Source organism: Phytohabitans flavus (genome assembly GCF_011764545.1).
In the GTDB taxonomy this organism is placed as follows: domain Bacteria; phylum Actinomycetota; class Actinomycetes; order Mycobacteriales; family Micromonosporaceae; genus Phytohabitans; species Phytohabitans flavus.
Genome location: NZ_AP022870.1, coordinates 1,973,624 through 1,997,159, shown reverse-complemented (window position 1 = coordinate 1,997,159; position 23,536 = coordinate 1,973,624). Strand labels below are relative to the sequence as shown.

The following is a 23,536-nucleotide window of genomic DNA, read 5'->3' as shown; positions in this document are numbered from 1 at the left end:
TCGGCCCTGTGGTCGACCGCGGCCTGCGCCGCGAGCCGGACGACATCTTCCAACGAGTTCATGCTGACCTCTCTTGAACTGCTTCGGACGGCACCACCGGCGCGATCGCGGGCACGGCGTCGAGCAGGGAGCGGGTGTACTCGTCCCGTGGCGCGCCGTACACCTCCTCGGTGCGGCCGGACTCGACGATCCGGCCGTGCCGCATGACGTAGACGTGGTCGGCGATCGAGCGCACGACACCCAGGTCGTGCGAGATGAACAGCACCGACGTGCCGAGGCGGCGGCGCAGATCGGCGAGGGTGGCCAGGATCGCGGCCTGCACGGAGACGTCCTGCCCGGAGGTGATCTCGTCGCAGACCACCAGCCGAGGGCGGGCCACGAAGGCCGCGGCGATCGCCACCCGCTGCCGCTGCCCGCCGCTGAGCTGCCCGGGGTATCGGTCCAGCACGGCGGGCGCGAGCTGCACGGCGGCCAGCGTCTGCGCGATCGCCTCGTCCCGGGCTGCCCGGTCGCCCTCGACGAACCGGCTGGTGACGTGCCGGAGCAGGTCGCCCACGGTACGGCGCGGGTTGAGGGAGGTGCTCGGGTTCTGGAAGATGAGCTGGATGTGGTGGCGCTGCTCGACCGTGCGCCGGCGCGGGTCCAGGGGTAGCGGCTCGCCGTCCAGCCGGATCTCGCCGGAGACCGGGCGGAGCAGCCCGGCCACCGCGCGCCCCAATGTGGACTTGCCGCTGCCGCTCTCCCCCACCAGCGCGGTCACCGAGCCCTCGTGCACCCGCAGCGACACGCCGGCCGCGGCGGTCGTCGTGCCGTAGGCGCAGGTGACGTCGACGACCTCCAGGGCCGTGCGGGTGTCCGGCTCGCTGGCGGCCCGCCGGCGGTCGGCGACCACGGTGAGGCTCAACTCGCGGTGGCGCACGCAGCGCACGGTCCGACCGTCCTCGATGGACGCCAGCGCCGGCACCGCCGCCCGGCACGACGCCGCGGCGTGCGGGCACCGGGCCGCGAAGCCGCACTCGCCGTCGACCACCCGGCCGGGCGGCACACCGGGGATGCCCTCGGTGGTTACCGCCTCCAGCGGTGAGGGCACGGCGTTGAGGAGCGCCCGGGTGTACGGGTGGCGCGGCTCGTGCAGCACCGCGGCCACCGGGCCGGTCTCGACGATCTCCCCGGCGTACATGACCGCGACGTCGTCGGCGACCTCGGACAGCAGCGCCAGGTCGTGGCTGATGAACAGGGCCGCGACGCCCCGCTCCCGCACCGCCCGGCGCAGCACCGTGGCGACCTGCTGCTGGCTGTTGACGTCGAGACCGGTGGTCGGCTCGTCGAGTACCAGCACCTCCGGGTCCGGCGCGAGCGCGAGGGCGAGCGCGACCCGCTGGAGCTGGCCGCCGGAAAGCTCGTGCGGATACCGGCGCAGTGCGGCGGCGGCGACGTTCACCGAGGCGAGCAGTTCGGCGGCGCGGCGGTCGGCGGCCCGCTTGTCGAGCCCGGCGTTGAGCCGCAGCGTCTCCCGAAACTGGGTCCGCACCCGGTATGTGGGGTGCAGCGCGCCACCGATCTCCTGCGGCACGTACCCGATCCGCCGCCCCAGACCCGCCGCACCTGGCCGGGCGGCAGCGCGCACAGGTCGTCGCCGTCGAGCAGGCTCGCACCGGCCTCCCGGCGCAGCCCTTCGGTGACGCCGATGGCGGCGAGCGCGGCGGTCGACTTGCCGCTGCCGCTCTCCCCCACCAACCCCAGCACCCGGCCCCGGTACAGCTCGAAGCCGACGCCGCGGACCACCCGCACCGGCCCGGACGGGCCGCGGTAGTCGACGGTCAGGCCGCTGACCCGCAGTACGGCGGTCACGGCGCCACCACATCCACCGCGAGCCGCTCGGCGACCCGGTCCGAGACCAGGCTCACGCCGACCGCGAGCGCGGCGATCAGGGCGGCCGGCACAAGCACGGCGAGCGGGTTTGTGCGCAGCAGGAGGGTGTTCTCCGCCACCATCAGCCCCCAGCTCGGCTGCGGCGGGTGTACGCCGAGGCCGAGGTAGTTGAGCGTGGCCACGAACATGACCACATTGGACAGCCGGGCGCCGAACTCGACGACGAGCTGGCCGGAGATGTTGGGCACCACGTCGCGGCGCAGGATCTGCGTAGTGCTGTCGCCGCGGGCCCGGGAGGCGGCCACGTAGTCCGATGCGACGACGGCGGCGGTGGCGCCGCGTACGACCCGCACGACGCGGGGCACGAAGAAGAGCGCGGTCACGCCGACCAGCACCACCGCCGACGAGCCGAACGCCGAGATGAAGACGATCGCCATCAGTAGCGGCGGCAGCGAGATGAGCACGTCGACCAGGCGGGAGGTGACCAGGTCGCGGTGCCCGCCGGCGAGCCCGGTCCACACCCCGATCGCCGCCCCGATGCCGAACGCCACGAGCGTCGCGAGCGTCGGCACCGCGACCACGCTCCAGCCGCCGTGCAGCACCCTGCTCAGCAGGTCGCGCCCGAGCTGGTCGGTGCCGAGCAGGTGCTCGGCGGACGGGCCGAGCCGGGGCCGGCCGGCGATCGCGACCGGGTCGAACGGTGCGAGCAGCGGGCCCAGCAGCGCCACGCCGAGCGCCAGTAGCAGTGCGGCGCCGCCGACGGTCACCCCGACCGACGAGGCGGCGGACCGTTTGCGCCAAGGGGCGGCGATCGTGTCCACAGTGGTCGTCACGGGATCACCGCCTCGGACGCGACCGGGACACGCTGGCGGGTACGCGGGTTGAGCACTGCGACGAGCGCGTCCGCAGCGACGTTGACGGCGACCAGCAGCGCGGCTGTCACCACCGCGACCGCCTCGATGGTCGGCAGGTCGTTGTCGCGTACCCCGCCGATGAGCATCGTGCCGAGCCCGGGATAGGCGAAGAGGTTTTCCACCACGATGACGCCGCCGAGCAGGTAGATGGCGTTGAGCGCGACGACGTTGACGACCGCCGAGCTGGCCACCGGCAGCACGTGCCGCCAGGTGAGCCGGCGCTCGGAGAAGCCGCGCAGCCGGGCCGAGCGGACGAACGGCGAGCCGGCGGTCTCGGCCACGCCGATCCGGGCGAAGCGGAACACGTACGACACGGCGGCCAGGCCCAGTGCGAGCGCGGGCAGGATCAGGCCCGCCCACTGTCCATTGTCGACTCCGTTGCTGAGCACCGGGAGCAGGCCGAGCCAGGAGGCGAAGATGTACACGAGGCCGATGCCGACGACGAACTCCGGCACCGCGCTCACCCCGGTGGAGAGCAGGTTGGCGACGGTGTCGAAGGCGCCGCCGGGGCGTCTCGCGGCGCGGGCGGCGAGCGGGATGCCCACCGCCACGCTGATCAGCAGCGCGGTCAGGGCCAGCAGCGCGGTGCGGCCGAGCCTCGGCCAGAGCTCGTCGGCGATCGGGCGCTGGGAGATGATCGAGTCGCCGAAGTCGCCGCGGAGCATGCCGCCGGCCCACCGCGCGTACCGCACCGGCGCCGGGTCGTCGAGGCCGTACTCCTCGCGGAAGGCCGCTCGCTGCTGCTCCGTCGACTCGTTGCCAAGGGCGGTGCGGGCCGGGTCGCGGGGCAGCACCTCGACCGCCGCGAAGACCACCATGCTGGCGAGCACGACGGTGAGCAGGCCGGTCACGAGCCCGGCCAGCGCCTTGACCAGGATGGCGCGCATCAGGCGACCGCCGCCTGGTCGACTTCGAGGAACGACACGGGATTGGTCTTCACACCCTTGACCTTCGTGCTGAGGCCGGAGAGCCGGGGAAGTGCGCCGGCACGACCGTGGTGTCCCGTTCCGCGATGAGGCGCTGGGCCTGGGAGTACGCGGCGACTTGCTGGTCAAGCTCGGTGGTCTGGCCGGCCGCGTTGATAGCCTGGTCGATCTCCGCGTCCTTCAGCTTGGACTGGTGCCAGGTGCCGCTGCTCAGGAAGACCAGCTTCATGATCTCGTCGGGGTGGCGGCGCAGGTACGTGTTCGAGTACGAGGCGACCTTGAGCCACGAGTTGTCCCAGTAGGTCGCGCCCGACTCCGGCTTGATCTCGAACCGGATGCCGGCCTCCTTCAGCTGCTGCTGGGCGACCTGGAGGAACGCCATCGTCGCCGGCTCGTCGGAGAGCCCCACTACGGCCGGCAGGTCCAGCCCGTCTGGGTAGCCGGCGTTGGCCAGCAACTGCTTGGCCGCGGCCACGTCCCGGGTCGGCTGCGGCAGGTTGGCGAACCACTTGTCCTGCGCGGCGATCGGCGTGTCGTACCCGATCGTGCCGTAGCCGCCGAGCGCGTTGTCGATGATCTGCTGCCGGTCGAGGGCCAGCTTGATCGCCTTCACCACGTCGGGCTTGTCGAACGGCGCGACCGTGCCGTCCAGCCCCATCGCGAGCCACCTGGCGTTCGCCTGCTCCAGGATCGTGTACCCGTCGCTGTTCTTGATGTCCGGCGCGGCGGCCAGCGAGATCTCGAAGACCAGGTCAGCGTCGCCGGCCAGCAGCGACGAGACCCGCGAGGAGTCGTCGGCCACGTTGGTGATGACGACCCGGTCGAGCGTGACCTGGTTGCGCCAGAAGTTCGGGTTGCGCTGGGCGACGAACTCCCGGCCGGGCGTCAGCGAGACGAACGTGAACGGCCCGGTGCCGACCGGCTTGGCGAAGTCGGTCGTGCCCGCCTTGTAGATGCGCGCGAACCGGGTGGCCATCGCGTTCGGGAAGAAGACGTACGCCTGCTCAAGGCTGAAGCGCACGGTGCGGTCGTCGACGGCCTTGATGCCGGCGGGCAACAGGATCTTGTCGAGCTGGCCGGCGAGCGAGTTGCCGGAACCGGCCTCGGGGTCGAGCGCGCGGCTGATCGAGGCGACCACGTCCGCTGGGGTCAGCGGCGAGCCGTCGTGGAAGGTGACGCCCTGCCGCAGCGTGAACGTCCAGGTCTTGCCACCGTCGGTGGTCTCGAACTTCTCCGCGAGCCGGGGCTGCGGCAGTAGCTGCTCGTCCAGGTCGACCAGCGCTTCGTAGATCAGCGGCGCGGCCAGGATCTGGAAGCTGCGCTCCAGCCGCAGCGGGTCCAGGCTGTCGTTCGTGCTCCCGTCGTTGGCGAGGATCCGCAGCGTGCCGCCGGCCTGGCCGGTCGCCGAGTCGTCGCCGTCGCTGGCGCCGCAACCGCCCAGTCCGACCGCGACCGCACCCGCTCCGGCGAGGTGAAGAAACCGGCGTCTGCTCCAGCCTGTACCCGCAGTCATAACCCTGCCTCCTCGGCCTCTATATCGCGCCCCACCTGGGAAAATTGCCTCGCGTGCCGCCATTCTGCCGCCGCCGCAACCATCGGTCCATGAGGAGTTCAAGCTAGCGATCATCTGGTTTTCAGATGATCGATGGCGCTATCTTGCTGGGTCATGGAGCTGCGCCAGCTGGAGTACCTGCTCGCCGTGATCGACTACGGCACGTTCACCCGCGCCGCGCACCGCCTGCACATCGCCCAGTCCGCGGTGTCGCACCACGTCGGCGCGCTGGAGCGCGAGCTCGGCGTCAGCCTGCTCTACCGGGCCCGTCCGACCGTCACGCCCACGCCCGCCGGCGAGCTGTTCGCCGCCCGGGCCCGCCGGATCATGGCCGAGGTGAGCACCGCCCGGGACGAGGCGGTGAGCCTGCGCGGTGACACGGTGGGCCAGGTCAGCTTCGGCGCGACGGTGCCGTCCGCGACGCTCGATGTGCCGGCCATCATCGCCGACTTCCGCTCCGCGTACCCCGGTGTGCGGGTACGGCTGCGCGAGGGCACCGGGCCGGAGCTGATCGACATGGTCCGTGACGACACCATCGACCTGGCCATGGTCTCCACCGAGCCCGACCAGCTGCCCGCCGGCGTCGGCTGGCTCGTCATCGACACCGACGACCTGCGGCTGGCCGGGACGCCCGGGCACCCGTTCGAGGACTACGAGTCGGTGCCCGCCCGCGAGCTCGACGGCCACGACCTCATCAGCTTTCGCGAGGGGGCCGGACTGCGCGCCGCCGCCGACAAGGTGCTCCGGGCGGCGGGTGCGACTCCCAACATCATCGTCGAGTCGAACGAGATGCCCGTGCTCGTCGGACTCGTCGGGCACGGGCTGGGGCTGGCCATCCTGCCGGTCGCGTTCATCGAGCAGAGCCCGTACCCCATCTGGAGCCGGCCCCTCGACCCGCCGATCCGGCCGTCCCTGATGCTGATCTGGCGCCGCCGCCGGCGGCGCGCCCCGGCGGCGGCCGCGTTCCTGCACCACCTGGCCGCGCTGGCCCCGCAACCCCATCCAGAGACGATCGACTAACGCCACTCTTTCATAAGCCGGGGTCATGGCCCAGAAGCTTTACGCTGGGTTCCGGCGCTCGATAGTCCTGGCATCGCATTCCAGCTACTACCAAGGAGATGGGCGTGACGGGTACATACGCGCGTTTCGGCGAGGCCGTGCGCACGACGCTCGGCACCGCGGCCGTCGCGGGCTTCCTGTGCCTGGTTTTGGCGGGTGTGGCGCCGGGCGGGCTCGCCTGGTTGTCCCTCTGGGCGGCGCTCGTCGCGGCCGCCGCATGGTTCTACCTGGCCGACCACAAGCGGTGGGGTGTTGGGGTGGCACTCGCCGGGCAGTTCGTGATCGTCATCGCCGGCCTGACCGTAACTGTGGGCCTCGTTACCGGCAGCGCATGGGTGCTGCTCGGTGGTCTGGCACTCGCAGGCGTCCTCGCTGCCCTGATCCTGCTGAGCGGCGACCAGCCCGGCAGCGACCTCGGCGGCCCCGTCGACTGAATCACCTGAGGCTGATCATCGACGCGGTCGGGTGGGGTACGCGAGAGATCGTGGTACCGAACTGCCCCTCCAGGGGCATCTAAGTACCACGATCTGCCAGACGGCGGCCCGCCGTACCGTCGATCAAGGCAAACCCAGCACCCTTTGGGCGCGTGCTTGCCTTCGGACGGACCCACCGCCCAACCGCCGAGCCAGGTCAAGGCTGGCCGAAGCACGGACCCGGCAGCGAAGGTCACGGTCGGCCGACCACCGCCCCGGGGGGGAGCTCGCCCAACCGCGAAGGGCGAGGCCGCGGGAGCGACGGTCCGGACCACCACGGACATCGCGGTAGCTCAACTTCCATGATTTTGAATCCTTAACCGCGACATGACGCCGAGGTCGGACCTCGCCAATCCCCACCACCAGGGCGCACGCTGCGCGTGCCCTTCCAATGTCCTGCTGTTGCGGGCATCGCTACGGTTGGATGGTGCCAGGTCGCGAACTACGGCTCAGTGTGGACTTTGGGACATCCACCACTGTGGCGGTCCTGGCCTGGGCGGATCGCGTCCGGCCGCTGCTGTTCGACGGCTCGCCGTTGTTGCCGTCAGCTGTCTGCGTCGATGCTGACGGTGAGTTGCTCACCGGTCGCGACGCGCTCCACGCCGCCAGGTCCCGGCCCGAGTCGGCGGAGCTTCACCCCAAGCGCTGCCTGGACCACGGCACCGTGCTGCTCGGGTCGCGGGAGCTGCCGGTCACCGATGTGATCGCCGCGGTGCTGCGCCGTGTCCTCGCCGAGGCGACCCGGACCACCGGCGGTGACGTGCCTCCGGTCGTGCTGACCTACCCCGCCGGATGGGGGCGCCAGCGCCGCGCGATCCTCGTCGAGGCCGCTGTGCGCGCCGGCATGGAGCCGGTCGGCTTGGTCGCCGAGCCGGTCGCCGCGGCCAGCTACTTCGCTACCGCCGCGGGCCTCGGGCTGGGATCGGGCGAAACCGGGCTGGTCTACGACTTCGGCGCCGGCACCCTCGACATCACCCTGATGCGGCAGGACGGCGACAGGGCGACGGTCCTGGCCTCTGGCGGCCTGCCCGAGTCCGGTGGTCTCGACATCGACGCGGCGGTGTTCGCCTACTTCGGTCGCCTGCTCGCCGATCGTGACCGTCCGCTGTGGAGCCGCCTGGCCAACTCCGGCGACGTAGTCGACCGGCGAGCCCGCCTGCAACTGTGGGCGGACATCCGGTCGGCCAAGGAGTCGCTCGCCCGCACCGCCACGAGCCTTGTGCCAGTTCCCCTCTTCGACGACGACCTCCCGCTCGGGCGGGAGAAGCTTGAGGACCTCGCCAAGCCGGTACTCGACCTCACCGTCCGCGAGGTCCGGGCCATTCTCCGATCGGCCTCGCTGTCCGGTCCGCCGCAGCGGGTGTTCCTCGTCGGCGGCGCCTGCCGGATGCCATTGGTCGCCACGACGCTCCACCGTGCGCTCGGCGTCGCTCCGGTCCTGACCGACCAGCCGGAGATGGTGGTGGCAGAAGGGGCGCTCCACGCGGAAGTCGAGACGCCGATCGTCCCTGTCGCGGACCCGGAGCCCTCGACCGTCGAGGCTCCCCCACCGAGCGTCCCGGAGCCGACGCCGTCACTGCCCCACCGACAGAGGAACAGGCGAATGGCGGGCAGCCGGCCGCTGTCGCGATGGTGGTCCTGGCGGTGGTCGTGGTAGCAGTCCTGCTGTGGTGGTCAGCGGGTAATGGGCGCCGACCGGTGTCCGGGCCACCAACCACAGCCCCGCCTACGGCCTCCGCGCAGCCGTCGTCGGCCGCGACCGCGCCTGTGATCGGTAGGGCGGCTGGGGACAGCCCAGCCGTGGCGGCAGGCCTGATCGGGTACTCGAACCTACGTTTCAGGCCGGGTGACGGCAACCTGCTGGCCGGGTCTCACGACGGCCGCATCGTGATCTGGAACATCGCGTCCGCCAAAGTCGCGGTGGAGTTCGCCGGGTTCCCCGGCGACATCCAGGAGTTGGCGTTCAGCCCCGACGGCCGGCTGCTCGCGGCCAGCGGCAAGAGCACCGAGGTATGGGTCTGGGACATCGCCAAGAAGCGCCGGATCGCGAACCCCGTGGTCGCCCCGCCAACGGGCAACGTGGGCGTCAACGCCGCGTTCTTCGGCATCGACGACATCGCCTTCGCACCGGATGGGAAGTGGTTGCTGGTCAAAACTGGGGGCAGGGTGGAGCGCTGGGAAACCCGCGGATTCACCCGTCAGGGCATCGCCGTTGAGGTGAGCGGTCGCGGGATCGTCAACTTCCGGCTCGGTGACAACGGTCGCATCGGGGTCGGCAACGTCACCGACTACAAGACCTTCTACGTCTGGAACATGGCCGGTCCGAGCGTCATAAAGCGGTTCGACCTCCCGTACTACTCGGTCCCGGCGGTACAGCCCAACGGGACCCTGGTGGCTATCGCGGCGGCTGACGGCATATCGCTGTGGGATACGACGTCCCGGCGGCAGGTCGCGACGGTGCCGGTGGTTCCCGCGACGAGCACTCCCGACATCCGCGTGGAGTTCAGCCCGAACGGCAAGTACCTGTGGACGCATGCGAAGGGGGTCTCCCAGCTCTGGGATGTTGCCACACGCCGCCCGCTGGTTGACGCCTTCGCCGGGCCAGCCGGCCTCGACGAGGCGCGGTTCAGCGCGGACAGCCGCTTCCTCGCGCTCGGGTCGTTCGGGGGCGCCCAGGTGTGGGATCTCTCCGCTGTGCTGGCCAACGGGTGACCCCTGTGCGTCCCGCCGCCGCGTCGAGGCGGTCCTGGTGGACAACCAGTTCGCGGCAGATGGCGTCAGCGACGCTCGAGTAGCCCGCGTTTGGCCATATAGGCCCGCAACGTCTCGGCGTCCTCCGCGGACATCAAGTGGCGTGGGATCACGGTGGCCGGCATCCGTCCGACGTACACGATCCAGAACTCCGGGGTGTCTTTGACCTGGGCGACCCCATCCCAGGCGATGCCGCCGGACTCCGAGCCGCTGCGCATCATGATGTTGTCGTCGGTGATGTCGTACGCGCCCTCGACGGCGTAGCGACTGGAGCGACGCTGGGCGCGCCACCGCACCCACGGCGCCCACAACATCGACAGCAGGCCACCCACGACCAGCGGCGTGCACAGCAGCGAGAGCTTGTCGCCCCACGAGAACCCTCGCGAGACGACCAGACCGATCGCCCCGACCGCCGCCAGCACCGCGCCGACATAGCCGTACTTGCGCAGCCGAACACGGCTGAGCGCGGCGGCCACGCGGCCTGGGTAGTCGGGATCGGCTGGGACGTCAAAACGGATGTGCACGCCAGAACGATAGTGCCCCCGACTCGCCCTGGGGCGGCGATACTCCAGGCGGAGCCCTCATCTGCAACAACGTCGAGGTAGCAGCAATCAGCGGCGTGCGGGGCGGGTCGCTCAACCCAGCAGCGCCGCACCGATCCAGCCGCCCTCGGCGCAGCCGGGTGGGACGACGAAGACCGCCGAGCCGATCGGGGTGATCCAGTCGTTCATGAGGTCGGCCTCGGCGAGGTTGCGCTGGATCGGCAGGAACTGTTCGCCCACGTCGCGTTGGTAGGCGGCAAAGATGAGCCCCATGTCCGGCCGGCCGTCCGGGCCCGGTGGCTCGTCGTAGTTGTAGGGGCGGCGGAAGATCCGCTGCCGGTTGGAATCGACGTGCGCGCGGGCGATGTGCGAGGTCTCGGAGATGACGGTCAACCCCAGCTCGTTCGTGGCCCGGTAGTCCGGCAGGTCGTGTTCCTGGGTGCCGGTCAGCGGCGCGCCGGTGTCGAGCTTGCGGCCGACGGCGAACTCCTTGCCCATGGTGTCGACCGCGTCCCACTTCTCCATCTCGGCGCGGATACGCCGCACGACGAGTGTGGTACCGCCGCGCAGCCACGATGGTCCACTGTCGACCCATACCGCGCCGTCGAACTCCGGGCTGCCCAGCGGCGGGTTGCGGGTACCGTCGAGCTGGCCCATGACGTTTCGCTGTGTGACGCCGTCGTCCTGGCTGCCACGGCTGCGCCGAAACCCGCGCTGTGTCCATCGTGGACGGGCGAACGCGAGGGTGTCCTTGAGCAGCATGCGTTGGGTATGGGTGACGGTGAGCGGGTCGTCGGCACAGACCTGGATGAGTAGATCACCACCGGACCACCGCTCCTCCAGCCGGTCGATGGCGAACGCGGGCAGCGGCGCGACCGACCTCGGGCGGAGCTTGTCGAGTCCGGCGGCGGCGAAGAAGCCCGGACCGAACCCGAACGTGACCGTCAGCCGGGCCGGCAGTACCGCCAGCTCCGGTTCGGTGTCGGCCAGCGCCGGCCGCCCCGCGTGAGCCGGGCCGCGTCGTCGGTCAGCAGGCGCATGAGCCGGACGAGCGCCGCCCGGTCCACGCCGGCGACCAGGTCGAACGCGACGAACGCGGCATGCGCCTGCGCCGGCGTGTCGATGCCGGCCTGATGTACCCCGTAGAACGGGACCGTCTGCGTGCCGTGCGCCACCGGCTCCGCCACGATGGTGGCCGGGGCTTCCTGGGGTTGGCCGAGAGCGACGCCAGCGGCGCCCGCGACAGCGCCACCGGCGGTCAGTGCCCCGCCGGCCAGCAGGTGGCGCCTGCTGACGCGGCCCATCAGCCAGCGCTCGGCGACATGCCAGGCATCTCCGGCTGGTAGCTTTCGTTGCCGCCGGCGAAGTCCTTGCCCACCGCGGTGAACTCCATGGTCTTGCCGTCGGCGAACGTCAGCGTGATGGTGACTTCGGTGCCGGCGGTAACCGGCGTCTTCACGTCCATCAGCATCAGGTGGTCGCCGCCCGGCTTGAGCTCGTGCGTACCGCCGGCGGGGATCGTGAAACCGCCGTCCTTCGGCCGCATCACCATCTTGCCGTCCACTGTGGCCACTTCGTGCAGCTCCACCATCGGCGACGCGGTCGAGGTCGCCTTGACCACCGTGACATCCGTGCCGGTGATGTTCATCAGCATGCCGAACGCGGCCGACATCCCCGAGCTTGCGGTCTTGACCCACATGTCCCGCACCTCCAGCGGCCGCGCCGCCGCGGGCGCGGCTTCCCGCGCGGACGGTGAAGCGCCGCCCGAAGGCTCGGCGTCGTCGGAACACGCCCCCACGAGCAGTACGGCGGCCACGAGTACGCCGCACCCCAGCACCCGGCGTCGGTTTCCGCGTGCGGCCTTCGTCACCATCATTCGAACTTGCCCTCCCACGATGAGGCTCGGTCAGAGAGGTTTGTCGCTAGCGGCCCGCGGAAAGTTCCCTTGACAACCCACCAGGGGTGAGGCGCTACGGTGGGCGCCGTGAACCGTTACCGACTGCTGTCCGCCGCCACCGCCGCTCTCGCCGCGGCACTTGTCGTCGTCCTGCCGGCCGCGCCCGCGTCGGCACACACCGAGCTGAAAAGCACCGTCCCGGCTGCGAAAAGCACCACGACCAAGCCGGTCGCCGAAGTGACGCTGACGTTCACCGGGCTGATCAAGAAGCCGGGTACGACGATCGTGGTGACTGGCCCCGACAAGACCTCCTACAGCGCCGGCGCCGCCGAGGTCGTGGACAAGACGATCACCCAGAAGGTGGACGCGCTGCCGGTCGGCGCTATCACCGTGGCGTGGCGCACCTTCGCCGCGGATGGGCACCCGATGGAGGGCAGCTTCACGTTCACCAACCAGGTCGCGCCGCCCACCCCTCAGCGGAGCCGAGCCCGAGCCTCGATCCGACCACGGCCCCGGCCACCAGCGCCGCCGCGCCGTCATCGACCCCGGTGGGCCAGGCCAGCGACTCCTCGTCATCCTCGGGTGTCGTATGGGTGATCGTGGCCGTCGCGGTCCTCGCCCTCGCCGCGCTCGGCGGCCTGCTGTGGCGCCGCCGGCGACAGTCCGGAACCTGACCTGTCATCTCCGGGAACCTTCCGGCGTCTTGGACCGACTACCAGTACATGGGGTGCGAACACTTCCGGGAATCGCTGTCGGTCCGCCTCGACGGCGAGGAGAGCCTTGCCGAACGCGAAGCCACGGACGCGCACCTGGCCGGGTGCGTGGCCTGCCGCGACTGGTTCGACGCCGCGGCCAGGGTTACCCGGCTGATGCGCACCGCGCCGGCGCCGACGGGCATCGCGGTCGACGACACGGTCCTCGAGGCGGCGCCCGGCCCGCGCCGGGCCCGCCTCTCGGCGGCGCTGCGGATCCTGCTCGGCGCGTTCGGGCTCGCCCAGTTTCTGCTCGGCGCCGCCCAGATCGGCGGCTCCGCGGCAACGCAGCACCTGCACGCCGCCGGTGCCGGCGCCGGGGGTCACCTGTGGCACGAGTCGGCCGCGTGGAACCTCGCCGTCGCCGCCGGGTTCGCCTGGATCGCCTTGCGTCGCACCCGGCCGACCGGAATCGTGCCGACCCTCACCGCGTTCGTCGGCGCGCTCACGCTGCTGACCATGAACGACCTGATCGCCGGCCGAGTCGACCTGACCCGCGTGCTAAGCCACTCGATCATCGTCGCCGGCTACGCGATCATCCTGGTCATGTCCCGGCTCGGCATCGGCCCAGGTGAACCGCCCGCCGGCAGGGGCGATCGCCGCGATCGGTGGCGGGCCAGCTTCGATCCCGAGCCGGAGACAGCACCCGCCCGACCCACCCTCCGGCTCGTACCCGGCCAACTCCGGGCAACCGGCGCTGTTCATGCGCGAGCGGACGACCGGTGGGCAGCGTGACACAGAGCCTCGGGCGAGAGCACCGTACGTGACGCCGGTATGGAGGAATACATGGACGACGAGCACCAGACGACGCGGCTGGCGGTCGCCGCCGGTCGCGGAGACCAAGCCGCCGCGGCCGCGTTTGTCCGCGCCACCCAGCAGCAGGTTTGGCGGTTTATCGCCCACCTCGCCGGCGCAGGGGAGGCCGACGACCTGACGCAGGAAACCTACATCCGAGCGCTGCGCAGCCTGCCCCGCTTCGCCGCCCGCTCCTCCGCCAGCACCTGGCTGTACGTGATCGCCCGCCGCGTCGTCGTCGACCACCACCGCGCGGCAGCCGCCCGACCTCGACCACGCCCGCTGGAAGACTGGCAGGCTGCGGCCGACTCCCGAGCCGCGACCGGCTCCGCCGTCGAGGACCAGGTGGTGCTGCGGCGACTGCTGACCGGCTTGGCACCCGAGCGGCGCGAAGCGTTCGTCGCCACCCAGATCCTCGGCCTCTCCTACGCCGAAGCGGCACAGGTCTGCGACTGCCCCGTCGGCACCATCCGCTCCCGCGTAGCCCGCGCCCGCGACGACCTCGTCGCCGCCATGACCAACACCGATGGCGGCAAGGTGCGCCGCGACGACTCCGCCTGACGCGGTACACCAACGGCTTTAGAAGGGGTATGTGGCTGGTTCGCCGCGCAGGGTGATCCATCGGGTTTCGGTGAAGGCGTCGATGTTGGCCGGGGCGCCGCCGAAGCGGGAGCCTGTGCCGGACGCGCGGACGCCGCCGAACGGGGCGTTGGCCTCGTCGTTGACGGTTTGGTCGTTGATGTGCACGATCCCGGTGGGGATTTGCTCGGCGACGGCTAGGCCGCGCATCACGTCCCGGGTGACGATGCCGAGCGAGAGTCCGTATTCGCTTGCCCCGGCGAACTCGACCGCCTCGTCCACAGTGGAGACCCGGGTGACCGGCGCGACCGGGCCGAACACCTCCTCGGCGAAGGCCGGGGCGGTCAACGGCACGTCGGCCAGCACCGTCGGCCGGTAGAACAGCTGCTCGTACGATCCCCCGGCGATGACCTTGGCGCCCTGGTCGGCGCTGGCCGTAACCATGCCGTGGATCTTGTCGCGCTGACCGGCGTCGATGATCGGGCCGAGCGCGACCTGCTCGGTCGCCGGGTTGCCGACGGGCAGCTTGCCGGCCTTGTCGGCGAGCCGCTCCACAAACTCGTCGTAGATCCGCGCGGCGACCAGGTGCCGGCCGGTGGTCATGCATATCTGGCCCTGGTGGAAGAAGGACCCCCATGCGGCCAAGTTGACCGCGGCGTCGACGTCCGCGTCGTCGAGTACCAGCAGGGCGGAGTTGCCACCGAGTTCGAGATGAGCCCGCTTGAGGTGCTTGCCGGCGAGCTCGCCGATGCGGCGGCCGACCGGGGTTGACCCGGTGAACGAGATGACCCGGATGTTCGGGTCGGTCACCATCGCCTCGCCCACGTCGGCACCGCCCGGCAGCATGTGCAGCAGCCCGGCCGGCAGGCCCGCCTCCTCGAAGATCCGGGCCATCAGCGTGCCGCCGGTGACCGCGGTGCGCGGGTCCGGCTTGAGGATCACCGCGTTGCCGAGCGCGAGCGCCGGAGCGACCGAGCGGATACCCAGGATGATCGGCACGTTGAACGGCGAGATGACGCCGACCACGCCGGCCGGCACGCGGCGGGCGATCGACAGCCGGGGCTGTTCGGAGGGCAGTAGCTCGCCGATCGCCCGGCTGGGCAGCGATGCCGCCTCGTAGCATTCCTCGGCCGCGACGTGCAGCGCGAAGCCTGCCATGCCCGGCACCGCGCCGACCTCGCGGACGTTCCAGCCGCTGATCTCGCCGGCGTGTTGCTGCCAGAGGTCTCCGGCCCGGCGCAGCACCGCGGCGCGAGCGGTATGCGGCAACGCGGCCCACTCCTTCTGCGCCTCGGCGGCGTGGGCACCGGCCTCGGCCACGTCCCGCGCGTTGGCGTGGCCCATCCGGCCCAGCGTCGCGCCGGTGGCCGGTTCGACGACCGGGTAGTCGCCGGCGCCACCGGCCACCCACGTCCCGTTCTTGAAAATGTTTCCTTGCCAGCCGACGCTGTCGAGCAAACCCATGGCGTGGCTCCTTTCCTCAGAGTCTGACGTGATAGCCGACGGGGAACAGGCTGAGTCCGGTGCGGTCGCGCATCACGCCCCACAGCCCGCCGGGGAGCCAGAGCGCGGCGGCCATACCGATCGCGCCGAGCAGCACCAGGTACCAGGACCCGTAGTCGGCGAGGAACTGTTGCAGGGCGAAGAAGACGACGGCGCCCAGGAGCGGGCCCTCGATGAAGCCGATGCCACCGATGACCACAATGAAGATCATGTAGGCCGACCACTGCACGCTGAAGACGGCGTCGGGGTTGACGCTGAGCGAGCTGACCGTGATCACGCCGCCGGCCGCTCCGCATCCGGCCGCCGCTACCAGGTAGACCAGATACTTGGCCCGCCGTACGTCGATGCCGGCGGAACCGGCCGCTGTCTCCTCGTCGCGAACCGCCATGAGCGACAGGCCGAGCCGGCCGCGCAGCAGCAGATAGCAGGTGGCGATCGAGGCGAACGCGAGGCCGAGTGCCACCCAGTAGGTCAGCGCGCCGCGCAGGGTCTGGTCGATGCCGGCCAGCCCGGTCAGCCCCTTGCCGCTGGCCCCGCCGAGGCTGTCGACGCGGACGACCACCAGGCGGTAGACCTCGGCGATCACCCAGGTGCCGACCGCGAAGTAGTCGCCGCGCAGGCGGAACGCCAACCACGAGGTCGGCACCGCGAAAATGACGCTGGTCAGCGCGGCGAGCAGGATCGCGAGGTACGGCTGCACCCCTTGCCCGGCGAAGGCGATCACGCTATAGGCACCGATGCCGATGTAGGCCTGCTGCCCGACCGAGACCAGGCCACCGAACCCGGCGAGCAGGTTCCACATGCTGGCCAGCGCGATCAGGACGAAGAGGTTCACCAGGGTGTCGGTGACTCCGGCGTACACCAGGAAGGGCAACGCGGCCAGGACCACGACGGCGGCCAGCGGCATCAGCGCGGACACCGTGGCGGATCGGCCGGCCCGGCGGACGTCGACCGCGGCGGCGGCCCGGCTGGTGAGGGCGGCGGACAGGCTCATGCGGTCCGTCCGGGGATCAGGCCCTGCGGTCGGAACGCCAGCACGGCGAGGAAGACCAGGTGACCGGCGAGCAGCGTGAGCGCGGGGTCGATCTGGGCGCCGAGCGACTGGGTGACGCCGAGGACGACACCACCGAGCAGAGTGCCCCAAAGCGACCCGAGCCCGCCGATGACGACCGCCTCGAACGCGAAGATGAGCCGGGACGGCCCGATCGACGGGTCGAACGAGGAACGCATCGCGAACATCAGCCCGGCGATCGCCACGGTGGCGAACGCGATTGCGGTGGCGATCCCGTAGATGTGCCGCGGGTTCCCGCCGACCAGGCCGGCCGTTTCCCGGTCGTCGGCGGACGCGCGCAGCATCCGGCCCAGACCGGTGCGGGACAGGAACAGCTGGATCCCGATCAGTACGAGCACCGCGAGCAGGAACGTGGCCAGCGACAGGTAACCGATCGAGACGGCGGCGTTGAGCCGGAACGAGCCGGTGGCGAACGAGCCGCCGTCGAGCGTACGGGTGTCCGCGGAGAACGCCTCCAGCAGGACGTTCTGGAGCACGATCGACAGGCCGAAGGTGACCAGCAGTGTGGCCAGCGGGCCGGACGACAAGCTCCGTTGCAGAAGCACCCGCTGGGTGAGGTAACCCAGCAACGCGAACATCGGAACGGTCACGAGTACGACCAGCCACAGGGGCAGGCCGGTGCCGCTGACCAGCGCCAGCGCGAGGAAGGCGGCGACCACGGCGAGGTCGCCGTGCGCCAGGTTGACGATCCGCATCACGCCGAACATCAGCGACAGGCCGGCGGCGAACAGCGCGTACAGGCCGCCGATCAGCAGCCCCTGGATGACGGCGTTGAGTATCTCCATGTCAGTGCCGTTCCTCTCCGATGCCGAAGTAGGCGTGCTCGACCCGTGCGGCGTTGAGGTCTTGGGGCCGCCCTTCGAGCACCGACCGACCCTCGAGCAGGCAGTGCACCCTGCCTGCGACCCGCATCGCCTGCGCCACGTCCTGCTCGACGATCAGGGCGGCCGTCCCGCCGCTGACGATGCCGGGCAGCACCTCGTAGATCCGCCGGACGACCACCGGCGCCAGGCCCAGCGACAACTCGTCGAGCAGCAGCAGGTCCGGGTTGGACAGCAGCGCCCGGCCGATCGCCACAGCCTGCTGCTCGCCGCCGGACAGCTGGGCCGCGTTCTGCCGGCGCCGGTCGGCCATCCACGGAAACAGCTCGTACACCCGGGCGAGGGTCCACGGGCCGGGCCGCTTGCGATAGGTACCGGTCAGCAGGTTGTCCTGCACCGTCAGCGAACGGAACAGCCGCCGTCCCTCGGGCACCAGCGCCACCCCGGCGCAGACCCGTTCGTGGGCCGGCAGCCGGGTGATATCGCGGTCCCGCAGGTGGATGCTGCCCGAGGAGGGTGGGGTGAGTCCGGCGACGGCGCGCAGCAGCGACGACTTCCCCGCGCCGTTCGCGCCGATGACGGCCAGTACCTCGCCCTCGCCGACCCGCAGGCTGAGCCGGTCCACGGCGCGCAGCTGTCCATGATGGACGGTGAGGTCCCGGATCGACAGCAGGGTCATTGCAGCACCTCCGCTGCTGTGCCTGCGCCGGCCTCCGGGCCTGCGCCGAGGTAGAGCTCGCGTACCTTCGGGTCGGCGAGCACTTCGACCGGGTCGCCGTCGGCGACCACGTCGCCGCCGGCCAGGCACACCATCCGGCCCACGGTCTTCACCAGCGCGTGTACGACATGCTCGATCCAGACGATGCCCAGGCCCTCGGTGTGCAGCTGCCTGACCACGGTGACCAGCTCCAGCACCTCGGGCTCGGTCAGCCCGCCGGCCACCTCGTCGAGCAGCACCAGCCGCGGGCCGGTACCCATGGCGCGTGCGACCTCGAGGCGCTTGCGTTGCAGCAGCCCGAGGCGGCCGGCCGGGGTGTTGGCGAGCGGAGCCAGGCCGGTGCGATCAAGGACCTCCATGGTCCGCTGCCAGGCCGCCCGGCCCTTGAGCCGGGCGCCCTGGTGCCCGCACACCAACACGTTCTCGAAGACCGTAAGGTGCTCGAACGGCCGCGGGACCTGGTAAGTACGGCCGATGCCGGCCCTGGTCCGGGCGTGCGGCGCGGCCCCGGTGATGTCGCGCCCGTCGAACCGGATCGTGCCGCGATCCGGCCGCAGATCGCCGGAGATCATCGCGAAGAGGCTGGACTTACCGGCGCCGTTCGGGCCGACGATACCGAGCGCCTCGCCGGGCGCGACCGAAAGCGTCATGTCCTTCGCGACGGTGACCCGGCCGAAGCTCTTGGTGATGTTCTCCAGGTGGAGCAGCGGTGCCATCAGGCGTTGGTGGGCTTGAGGTCGCCGCCGATCGGTACCGCCGGGTTGGCGGTGTTGTCGACGACCACGATGTCCCAGGGGAACTTCTCGCCCTTGCGCCACTGCACGCCCACCGGGTGCTGAATCGCGATGCCCGGCTCCGGTCCGGTGTTGAAGTCCAGGTCGCCACTCATGCAGCTGATCTTCATGGTCCGCAGCTTGGACGCCACCTCGTCGCGATCCTTCGGGTCACCGGCGTCCTTGAAGGCCTGGATCGCGATCTCGAAGAGCGAGTAGATCGAGCCGAGTGCCTGAGTCCATTGCTTGCCGGCCGAGGCGGCGAACCCGTCGGCGAGGTCCTTGGCGCTTTTGCCGTCCAGTGTGGACTTGTACGGGTGGGCGGGGCTCCACCAGCAGTCGGTGGCGATGTTCTCGGCGAGCTGGCCGAGCGCCTCTGCCTCAGACGGAAACAGCATGACCTTGGCGACCGTGGCGAGCTTGGGGCGGAACCCCTGCTGCTGGGTCTGCTTCCAGAAGGTCTGGAAGTCCGGCGGGATCGGCGTACAGGTGAAAAGCTCGGCGCCGGAGCTCTTGAACTTCGCGATCTGAGCGGTGAAGTCCGTTGCGCCATCCTGGTATGCGCCGCCGTCGATCGGGGTGTAGCCGGCCTTTTGCATCATCGGGCCGAGCCCTTGCCGGAACGCGTTGGCGTCGGTGTCGTTCGGCCATAGCGCGGCCACGTTCTTGCTGGTGGCGCCGGCGCGCTGCCACATCGGGAAGAAGCAGTCGGCGAACTCCTGCATGCCGAAGAAGAACAGCGTGGTGTATTTGAAGCCCTCGCCCGACTTACCACCGCGGCCCTTGAACCAGGCTTCCCACGGCGCGATCGTGGTGACGTTGGGAATGCCGTTGGCCTCGCACTGGTCGGCGACCGGGTTGGTGGTGTCCGGCGTCGACGAGCCGACGATCAGGTCTACCTTGTCGCTGGTGATCAGCTGCCGAGTGACTTCGGTGGCCCGGTTCGGATTGGACTGGGTGTCCTTGACGACGATCTCCAGCTGGCGCTTCCTGCCACCGGCGTCGAAGCCGGCCTTGACCGCTTCCTGGATCTGCGACACGACGAAGTTGTCGGCGGTCGCGAAACTGGCCAGCGGGCCGGTCTGCGGGCTGACGTAGCCGATTTTCAGTACGTCGGACGAGGAGCCGCCCGTTCCTTTGAGTCCACCGCAGGCACTCAGAAACGGGGTACTGCCGATGGCGGCGGTGCCGAGGCCCACTGCCCGTATAAGAGAACGACGGCTGATAGCGCCGGATGACGTGTCGCTCACGCTGGACTCCTTCAAGGGGTGATCGGAGACCGCGCATCGCCTGCGTTGCGGGCAACGGGGGCGCTGGCGTGCGACGAACGTAAGAGCCCCGTGTGACGCGGGCAACACTGCGTTCGGGATACCGAAACAGTTTTTTACTTTTCCGAACGGTGCCCCATGCGGTACGAGATCTCCCGCGCGGTACGCCGCAGGTGCGGCTCGATCTGCGCGGCGAGCGACTCGATCGAGCTGGGGGCGGCGCTCAGGTGGATCGCCACGTTCACCGCCGCGACGACCTCGCCGGTCCGGTCGCGTACCGGGGCGGCGAACGAGCGCAGGCCCGGCGCGAGCTCCTCGTCGTTCACGGCGATACCGGCCTGGCGCACCCTGGCCAGCGCCGCCAGCAGTTCCTCGCGGTTTGTGATCGTCTTCGGGCCGCGGCGGGCCAGGTCGGAGCGTTCGAGGATCTGCCGCAGCGCCTGCGGGTCCTTGTAGGCGAGCATCGCCTTGCCCATCGCGGTGCAGTAGGCGGGCAGGCGGGAGCCGACCTGAAGGTTGAGATCCATCGCCAAGGTGTTGCGGCGGGCGCTGCGCCGGCGGTCGACGTACACCACGTCGCGGCTCTCGCAGACCGCCATGCTGACCGTGAAACCTGTCTCGTCCGCGAGGCCCTGTAGCAGCGGTGCCGCCACCCGGGTCAGGTCCATCGACTCGATCGCGGCGAAGCCCAGGTCGGCGACCCGCGGGCCGAGGGAGTACTTCCGGGTGTCCGGGTCCTGCTCGACGTAGCCCAGCTTCACCAGCGTCGCGACGTACCGGTGGGCGGTGCTCTTCGTGACCCCGACCATCCGGGCGAGGTCGGCGATGCCCAGCACCGGCCGGCCGCCGCCGAAGGCGGACAGGATCTTCAGGCCGCGCTCGAGCGACACCGAGAAATCCGCGGATGCTGGCTGCGTCATGGGTTCAGGATAGGAGAGAGTTGTTCGACCCATCCGAACCACTGGTTGACGAGGTGCCGGCCGTCGCCGCTCATAGAATCGCGCCGTACCCACATGGAAGCGAGGGCCATGGACGCCGTACGCCACTTCATCGGCGGAGACTGGGCCGAGGCGGTCTCGGGACGCACCTATGACAACCGCTCGCCCTGGTCAGGAGCGGTGATCGGCCCGGTCGCGGCCGGCGACGACGAGGACGCCCGCCGGGCGATCGAGCACGCGCACACCGCGTTCTCCGGGTGGTCTCAAGCCGCGCCGGGCCGGCGGCAGACCGTCTTCCTTCGCGCCGCCGACATCCTGGAGGGCCGCCGGCCCAGCGTCCTGCGGGCGCTGGCTCTCGAAACCGGCTGCGGCGCGCCGTTCGGCGAGATCCAGGTCGACTTCGCGGTGAGCCTGTTGCGCCAGGCGGCACAGCTGGCCTACCGGCCGATCGGTGAGCTGCTGCCGTCCGACATCCCGGGCACCCAGGCACTGGCGGTCCGCCGCCCGGTCGGGGTGGTCGGCGCGATCGCGCCGTGGAACGCCTCGCTGGCCTTGAGCGGACGGGCGATCGCCGGCCCGCTGGCGCTGGGCAACACGGTAGTGCTGAAACCGTCCGAGGAATCGCCGTACACCGGTGGTGCGCTGTGGGCCGAGATCCTCCAGGAGGCGGGGCTGCCCGGTGGCGCGCTGAACGTCGTGACGCACGCACCCGGCGAGGCGGGTCTGATCGCCGACGCGATGCTCGCCAGCCGGCGGGTCAAGCGGATCAACTTCACCGGCTCCACCCCGACCGGCCGGCGCCTCGCCGAGAAGGCCGGGGTCCACCTCAAGCGGATCGTCCTCCAGCTGAGCGGCCAGAACCCGATGATCATCGCGGAGGACGCCGACGTGGACTACGCCGTCGAGGCCGCGGCGTACGGCGCCTTCCTGCACCAGGGCCAGGTCTGCATGTGCGCCCGCCGCATCTACGTGGCCCGGCCGGTGGCCGAGCAGTTCCTGGCGAAGTTCGCCGCCAAGGTGCGCGCCCTGCCCACCGGCGACCCCGCCGACCCGGCGACGATCATCGGCCCGGTCATCAACGAGTGGGCGCTGGCGATGCTCGAGCGCCGGGTCAAGCAGGCGGTCGACGCCGGCGCGCGGGTAGTCGCCGGCGGTGAGCCGCAGCCCCCGTGCTATCCCCCGACGGTCCTGACCGACGTACCGGCGGACACCGAACTGGCCCAGGGCGAGACGTTCGGGCCCATCGTCACCGTCGAGGTCGTGGAGTCCGCCGACGAGGCGGTCGACCGGGCCAACCGGTCGGACCTGGGCCTGGTCGCGTCCGTCATCTCCAGCGACGTGCCACGTGCCATGCGCCTGGCGGCCCGGCTGGAGGTCGGCATCGTGCACGTCAACGACCAGACGGTCAACGACGAGCCGCAGATGCCCTTCGGCGGTGTGAAGGACACCGGCTGGGGCCGCTTCGGCATCGGCTTCGCCGCCGAGGAATTCGCCGAACTACAGTGGATCTCCGCCCGGGAGCAGGATCGAACGTTCCGGTTCTAACCGGCGTCCGGATGGCACACTCCTAGGTGGCGGAGCCCACGCGGTCGGGAGTCGACATGGTCGTACCTGAATCGGTTCCGGTCGCCGGGTCCGCGCCCGCCCTCGGCTGGCGTCCCGGCGACTGGTGGAGCGCCGCGTTCCGCGTGCTGCTCCTTTTTGTCCTTGTCGCCGGTGCCGCGACCACCATGGCCTCGATCCGCCCACCTGAGCGGTCGGAGTCGGACCTGACCGCGGACCTCGCCGCGGGTCGGATCACCTACCTGGACTACGAACGCGGCGACCACAGGGTCCGATGGGCCAACGGGTGGTGGCGGTGGCGGACGACCACGCTGGTGTCGTGGCAGGAGAACATCGAACGGCCGGACGCCATCTATCCGGAGAGCGACGCCGCGTTGGCGTGGCTCCAGCAGCAAATCAACGCGTCGGACCGTCCAATATCGCTGAGAATCCGCGCCGACCGCGAGGCCGGTTGGTGGCCCGCCAATGTCGTGTGGGAACCGCTGCAGGTGGCGACATTGGCCGCCTGGGTGGGGACGTTCCTGCTCATGCTCGGCCATAGCCACCATCGGTACGCCAACAGATGGGCGTGGTTCTGGTTGTTCACCGTCGGTCAGGTGGGCGTCCTGCTCTACCTGGTACTGGAGCCTCAACCGCTCTGGCGACCACGGTCGTGGCCGCCGCGCACCGACTCGCCGCCCATCCGCGGCGGGACTGGCTTGGCATGGGCCATCCTCCTGTCGATCGCGCTCAGTCTGGCGGCGGTCGGCGTCGCCGTTGTCTGAGCGG

At 70.7% G+C, this 23,536-nt stretch carries 23 protein-coding genes and 1 pseudogene; 9 read left to right on the top strand and 15 right to left on the bottom strand.

Features of this window, described 5'->3' with window-relative positions; genetic code table 11:
- Positions 1-58 precede the first annotated feature (58 nt).
- The 5 genes from Pflav_RS08420 to Pflav_RS08405 are packed head-to-tail and all read right to left on the bottom strand — an operon-like array spanning position 59 to position 5,225.
- A complete protein-coding gene (locus tag Pflav_RS08420) occupies positions 59-1,549 on the bottom strand; it encodes an ABC transporter ATP-binding protein (RefSeq protein ID WP_232072645.1) in 1,491 nt (496 codons plus the stop codon).
- Positions 1,438-1,851 carry an ATP-binding cassette domain-containing protein gene (locus tag Pflav_RS45100; RefSeq protein WP_232071095.1) on the bottom strand — a complete coding sequence of 138 codons (414 nt, stop codon included), beginning with the start codon at positions 1,849-1,851 and terminating at the stop codon, positions 1,438-1,440. The genes Pflav_RS08420 and Pflav_RS45100 overlap by 112 nt, the downstream gene beginning before the upstream one ends.
- On the bottom strand, positions 1,848-2,705 hold the full coding sequence (locus Pflav_RS08415) for an ABC transporter permease (RefSeq protein ID WP_173035125.1): 858 nt from the start codon (positions 2,703-2,705) through the stop codon (positions 1,848-1,850). The genes Pflav_RS45100 and Pflav_RS08415 overlap by 4 nt, the downstream gene beginning before the upstream one ends.
- Positions 2,702-3,673: an ABC transporter permease gene (locus Pflav_RS08410; protein ID WP_173035123.1), complete on the bottom strand. Its 972-nt coding sequence runs from the start codon at positions 3,671-3,673 to the stop codon at positions 2,702-2,704. Before Pflav_RS08410 ends, Pflav_RS08415 begins: the two co-directional genes overlap by 4 nt.
- Before the next feature lie 49 nt (positions 3,674-3,722).
- A complete protein-coding gene (locus Pflav_RS08405) occupies positions 3,723-5,225 on the bottom strand; it encodes an ABC transporter substrate-binding protein (RefSeq protein ID WP_173035121.1) in 1,503 nt (500 codons plus the stop codon).
- A gap of 153 nt (positions 5,226-5,378) precedes the next feature.
- Here Pflav_RS08405 and Pflav_RS08400 point away from each other — a divergent pair, with 153 nt between their 5' ends.
- The 4 genes from Pflav_RS08400 (at position 5,379) to Pflav_RS08385 (ending at position 9,508) form a co-directional block, all read left to right on the top strand.
- Positions 5,379-6,284, top strand: coding sequence for a LysR family transcriptional regulator (locus tag Pflav_RS08400; protein ID WP_173035119.1), 906 nt, complete (start codon positions 5,379-5,381; stop codon positions 6,282-6,284).
- Positions 6,285-6,388: 104 nt separating this feature from the next.
- Positions 6,389-6,757 (top strand): hypothetical protein, encoded by a 369-nt coding sequence (locus Pflav_RS08395; protein WP_173035117.1) that lies wholly within the window; start codon positions 6,389-6,391, stop codon positions 6,755-6,757.
- 466 nt (positions 6,758-7,223) lie between these two features.
- Entirely contained in the window at positions 7,224-8,453 is a 1,230-nt protein-coding gene (locus tag Pflav_RS08390) for an Hsp70 family protein (RefSeq protein WP_173035115.1), read from the top strand.
- 143 nt (positions 8,454-8,596) lie between these two features.
- Positions 8,597-9,508 carry a WD40 repeat domain-containing protein gene (locus Pflav_RS08385; RefSeq protein WP_173035113.1) on the top strand — a complete coding sequence of 304 codons (912 nt, stop codon included), beginning with the start codon at positions 8,597-8,599 and terminating at the stop codon, positions 9,506-9,508.
- 65 nt (positions 9,509-9,573) lie between these two features.
- On the opposite strand, the gene Pflav_RS08380 is transcribed toward Pflav_RS08385, so the two are convergent.
- The 3 genes and pseudogenes from Pflav_RS08380 to Pflav_RS08370 all read right to left on the bottom strand — a co-directional run bounded on the left by Pflav_RS08380 (position 9,574) and on the right by Pflav_RS08370 (position 11,965).
- Entirely contained in the window at positions 9,574-10,071 is a 498-nt protein-coding gene (locus tag Pflav_RS08380; RefSeq protein WP_173035111.1) for a YcxB family protein, read from the bottom strand.
- Positions 10,072-10,182: 111 nt separating this feature from the next.
- Positions 10,183-11,393 (bottom strand): annotated as a pseudogene (locus Pflav_RS08375) (Dyp-type peroxidase).
- Positions 11,393-11,965 (bottom strand): copper chaperone PCu(A)C, encoded by a 573-nt coding sequence (locus Pflav_RS08370; RefSeq protein WP_173035109.1) that lies wholly within the window; start codon positions 11,963-11,965, stop codon positions 11,393-11,395. Before Pflav_RS08370 ends, Pflav_RS08375 begins: the two are co-directional and overlap by 1 nt.
- Positions 11,966-12,073: 108 nt before the next feature.
- Here Pflav_RS08370 and Pflav_RS08365 point away from each other — a divergent pair, with 108 nt between their 5' ends.
- The 3 genes from Pflav_RS08365 (at position 12,074) to Pflav_RS08355 (ending at position 14,094) form a co-directional block, all read left to right on the top strand.
- Positions 12,074-12,583 carry a copper resistance CopC family protein gene (locus tag Pflav_RS08365; RefSeq protein ID WP_173035107.1) on the top strand — a complete coding sequence of 170 codons (510 nt, stop codon included), beginning with the start codon at positions 12,074-12,076 and terminating at the stop codon, positions 12,581-12,583.
- A gap of 125 nt (positions 12,584-12,708) precedes the next feature.
- Positions 12,709-13,473: a zf-HC2 domain-containing protein gene (locus Pflav_RS08360; protein WP_173035105.1), complete on the top strand. Its 765-nt coding sequence runs from the start codon at positions 12,709-12,711 to the stop codon at positions 13,471-13,473.
- A 51-nt stretch (positions 13,474-13,524) separates the two neighbouring features.
- Entirely contained in the window at positions 13,525-14,094 is a 570-nt protein-coding gene (locus Pflav_RS08355) for a sigma-70 family RNA polymerase sigma factor (RefSeq protein ID WP_173035103.1), read from the top strand.
- Positions 14,095-14,112: 18 nt separating this feature from the next.
- Here Pflav_RS08355 and Pflav_RS08350 read toward each other — a convergent pair whose 3' ends face one another.
- The 7 genes from Pflav_RS08350 to Pflav_RS08320 all read right to left on the bottom strand — a co-directional run bounded on the left by Pflav_RS08350 (position 14,113) and on the right by Pflav_RS08320 (position 21,187).
- Positions 14,113-15,576 (bottom strand): benzaldehyde dehydrogenase, encoded by a 1,464-nt coding sequence (locus tag Pflav_RS08350; protein WP_173035101.1) that lies wholly within the window; start codon positions 15,574-15,576, stop codon positions 14,113-14,115.
- Between the two features lie 16 nt (positions 15,577-15,592).
- A complete protein-coding gene (locus tag Pflav_RS08345; protein ID WP_173035099.1) occupies positions 15,593-16,609 on the bottom strand; it encodes a branched-chain amino acid ABC transporter permease in 1,017 nt (338 codons plus the stop codon).
- On the bottom strand, positions 16,606-17,472 hold the full coding sequence (locus Pflav_RS08340; RefSeq protein ID WP_173035097.1) for a branched-chain amino acid ABC transporter permease: 867 nt from the start codon (positions 17,470-17,472) through the stop codon (positions 16,606-16,608). Before Pflav_RS08340 ends, Pflav_RS08345 begins: the two co-directional genes overlap by 4 nt.
- 1 nt (position 17,473) lies before the next feature.
- The gene (locus Pflav_RS08335) at positions 17,474-18,187 is read right to left on the bottom strand and encodes an ABC transporter ATP-binding protein (protein WP_173035095.1); all 714 of its coding nucleotides are present in this window, start codon (positions 18,185-18,187) and stop codon (positions 17,474-17,476) included.
- Positions 18,184-18,942: an ABC transporter ATP-binding protein gene (locus Pflav_RS08330; RefSeq protein WP_173035093.1), complete on the bottom strand. Its 759-nt coding sequence runs from the start codon at positions 18,940-18,942 to the stop codon at positions 18,184-18,186. The genes Pflav_RS08335 and Pflav_RS08330 overlap by 4 nt, the downstream gene beginning before the upstream one ends.
- Complete coding sequence (locus tag Pflav_RS08325; protein WP_173035091.1) at positions 18,942-20,249, bottom strand: ABC transporter substrate-binding protein; 1,308 nt, start codon at positions 20,247-20,249, stop codon at positions 18,942-18,944. The genes Pflav_RS08330 and Pflav_RS08325 overlap by 1 nt, the downstream gene beginning before the upstream one ends.
- Before the next feature lie 134 nt (positions 20,250-20,383).
- Positions 20,384-21,187, bottom strand: a complete 804-nt coding sequence (locus tag Pflav_RS08320; RefSeq protein WP_197938216.1) for an IclR family transcriptional regulator — start codon at positions 21,185-21,187, stop codon at positions 20,384-20,386.
- A 93-nt stretch (positions 21,188-21,280) separates the two neighbouring features.
- On the opposite strand from Pflav_RS08320, the gene Pflav_RS08315 reads away from it, so the two are divergent.
- The gene (locus Pflav_RS08315; RefSeq protein ID WP_173035087.1) at positions 21,281-22,750 is read left to right on the top strand and encodes an aldehyde dehydrogenase family protein; all 1,470 of its coding nucleotides are present in this window, start codon (positions 21,281-21,283) and stop codon (positions 22,748-22,750) included.
- 56 nt (positions 22,751-22,806) lie between these two features.
- Positions 22,807-23,532 (top strand): hypothetical protein, encoded by a 726-nt coding sequence (locus tag Pflav_RS08310; RefSeq protein WP_173035085.1) that lies wholly within the window; start codon positions 22,807-22,809, stop codon positions 23,530-23,532.
- Positions 23,533-23,536 lie beyond the last annotated feature (4 nt).

Bases quoted from the DNA above. Each gene is read 5' to 3' on its own strand.
- Pflav_RS08405 (WP_173035121.1), bottom strand. From the start codon at position 5,225: ATGACTGCGGGTACAGGCTGGAGCAGACGCCGGTTTCTTCACCTCGCC.
- Pflav_RS08400 (WP_173035119.1), top strand. From the start codon at position 5,379: ATGGAGCTGCGCCAGCTGGAGTACCTGCTCGCCGTGATCGACTACGGC.
- Pflav_RS08340 (WP_173035097.1), bottom strand. From the start codon at position 17,472: ATGGAGATACTCAACGCCGTCATCCAGGGGCTGCTGATCGGCGGCCTG.
- Pflav_RS08345 (WP_173035099.1), bottom strand. From the start codon at position 16,609: ATGAGCCTGTCCGCCGCCCTCACCAGCCGGGCCGCCGCCGCGGTCGAC.
- Pflav_RS08320 (WP_197938216.1), bottom strand. From the start codon at position 21,187: ATGACGCAGCCAGCATCCGCGGATTTCTCGGTGTCGCTCGAGCGCGGC.
- Pflav_RS08350 (WP_173035101.1), bottom strand. From the start codon at position 15,576: ATGGGTTTGCTCGACAGCGTCGGCTGGCAAGGAAACATTTTCAAGAAC.
- Pflav_RS08360 (WP_173035105.1), top strand. From the start codon at position 12,709: ATGGGGTGCGAACACTTCCGGGAATCGCTGTCGGTCCGCCTCGACGGC.
- Pflav_RS08310 (WP_173035085.1), top strand. From the start codon at position 22,807: ATGGTCGTACCTGAATCGGTTCCGGTCGCCGGGTCCGCGCCCGCCCTC.
- Pflav_RS08335 (WP_173035095.1), bottom strand. From the start codon at position 18,187: ATGACCCTGCTGTCGATCCGGGACCTCACCGTCCATCATGGACAGCTG.
- Pflav_RS08355 (WP_173035103.1), top strand. From the start codon at position 13,525: ATGGACGACGAGCACCAGACGACGCGGCTGGCGGTCGCCGCCGGTCGC.
- Pflav_RS08315 (WP_173035087.1), top strand. From the start codon at position 21,281: ATGGAAGCGAGGGCCATGGACGCCGTACGCCACTTCATCGGCGGAGAC.
- Pflav_RS08370 (WP_173035109.1), bottom strand. From the start codon at position 11,965: ATGATGGTGACGAAGGCCGCACGCGGAAACCGACGCCGGGTGCTGGGG.
- Pflav_RS08330 (WP_173035093.1), bottom strand. From the start codon at position 18,942: ATGGCACCGCTGCTCCACCTGGAGAACATCACCAAGAGCTTCGGCCGG.
- Pflav_RS08410 (WP_173035123.1), bottom strand. From the start codon at position 3,673: ATGCGCGCCATCCTGGTCAAGGCGCTGGCCGGGCTCGTGACCGGCCTG.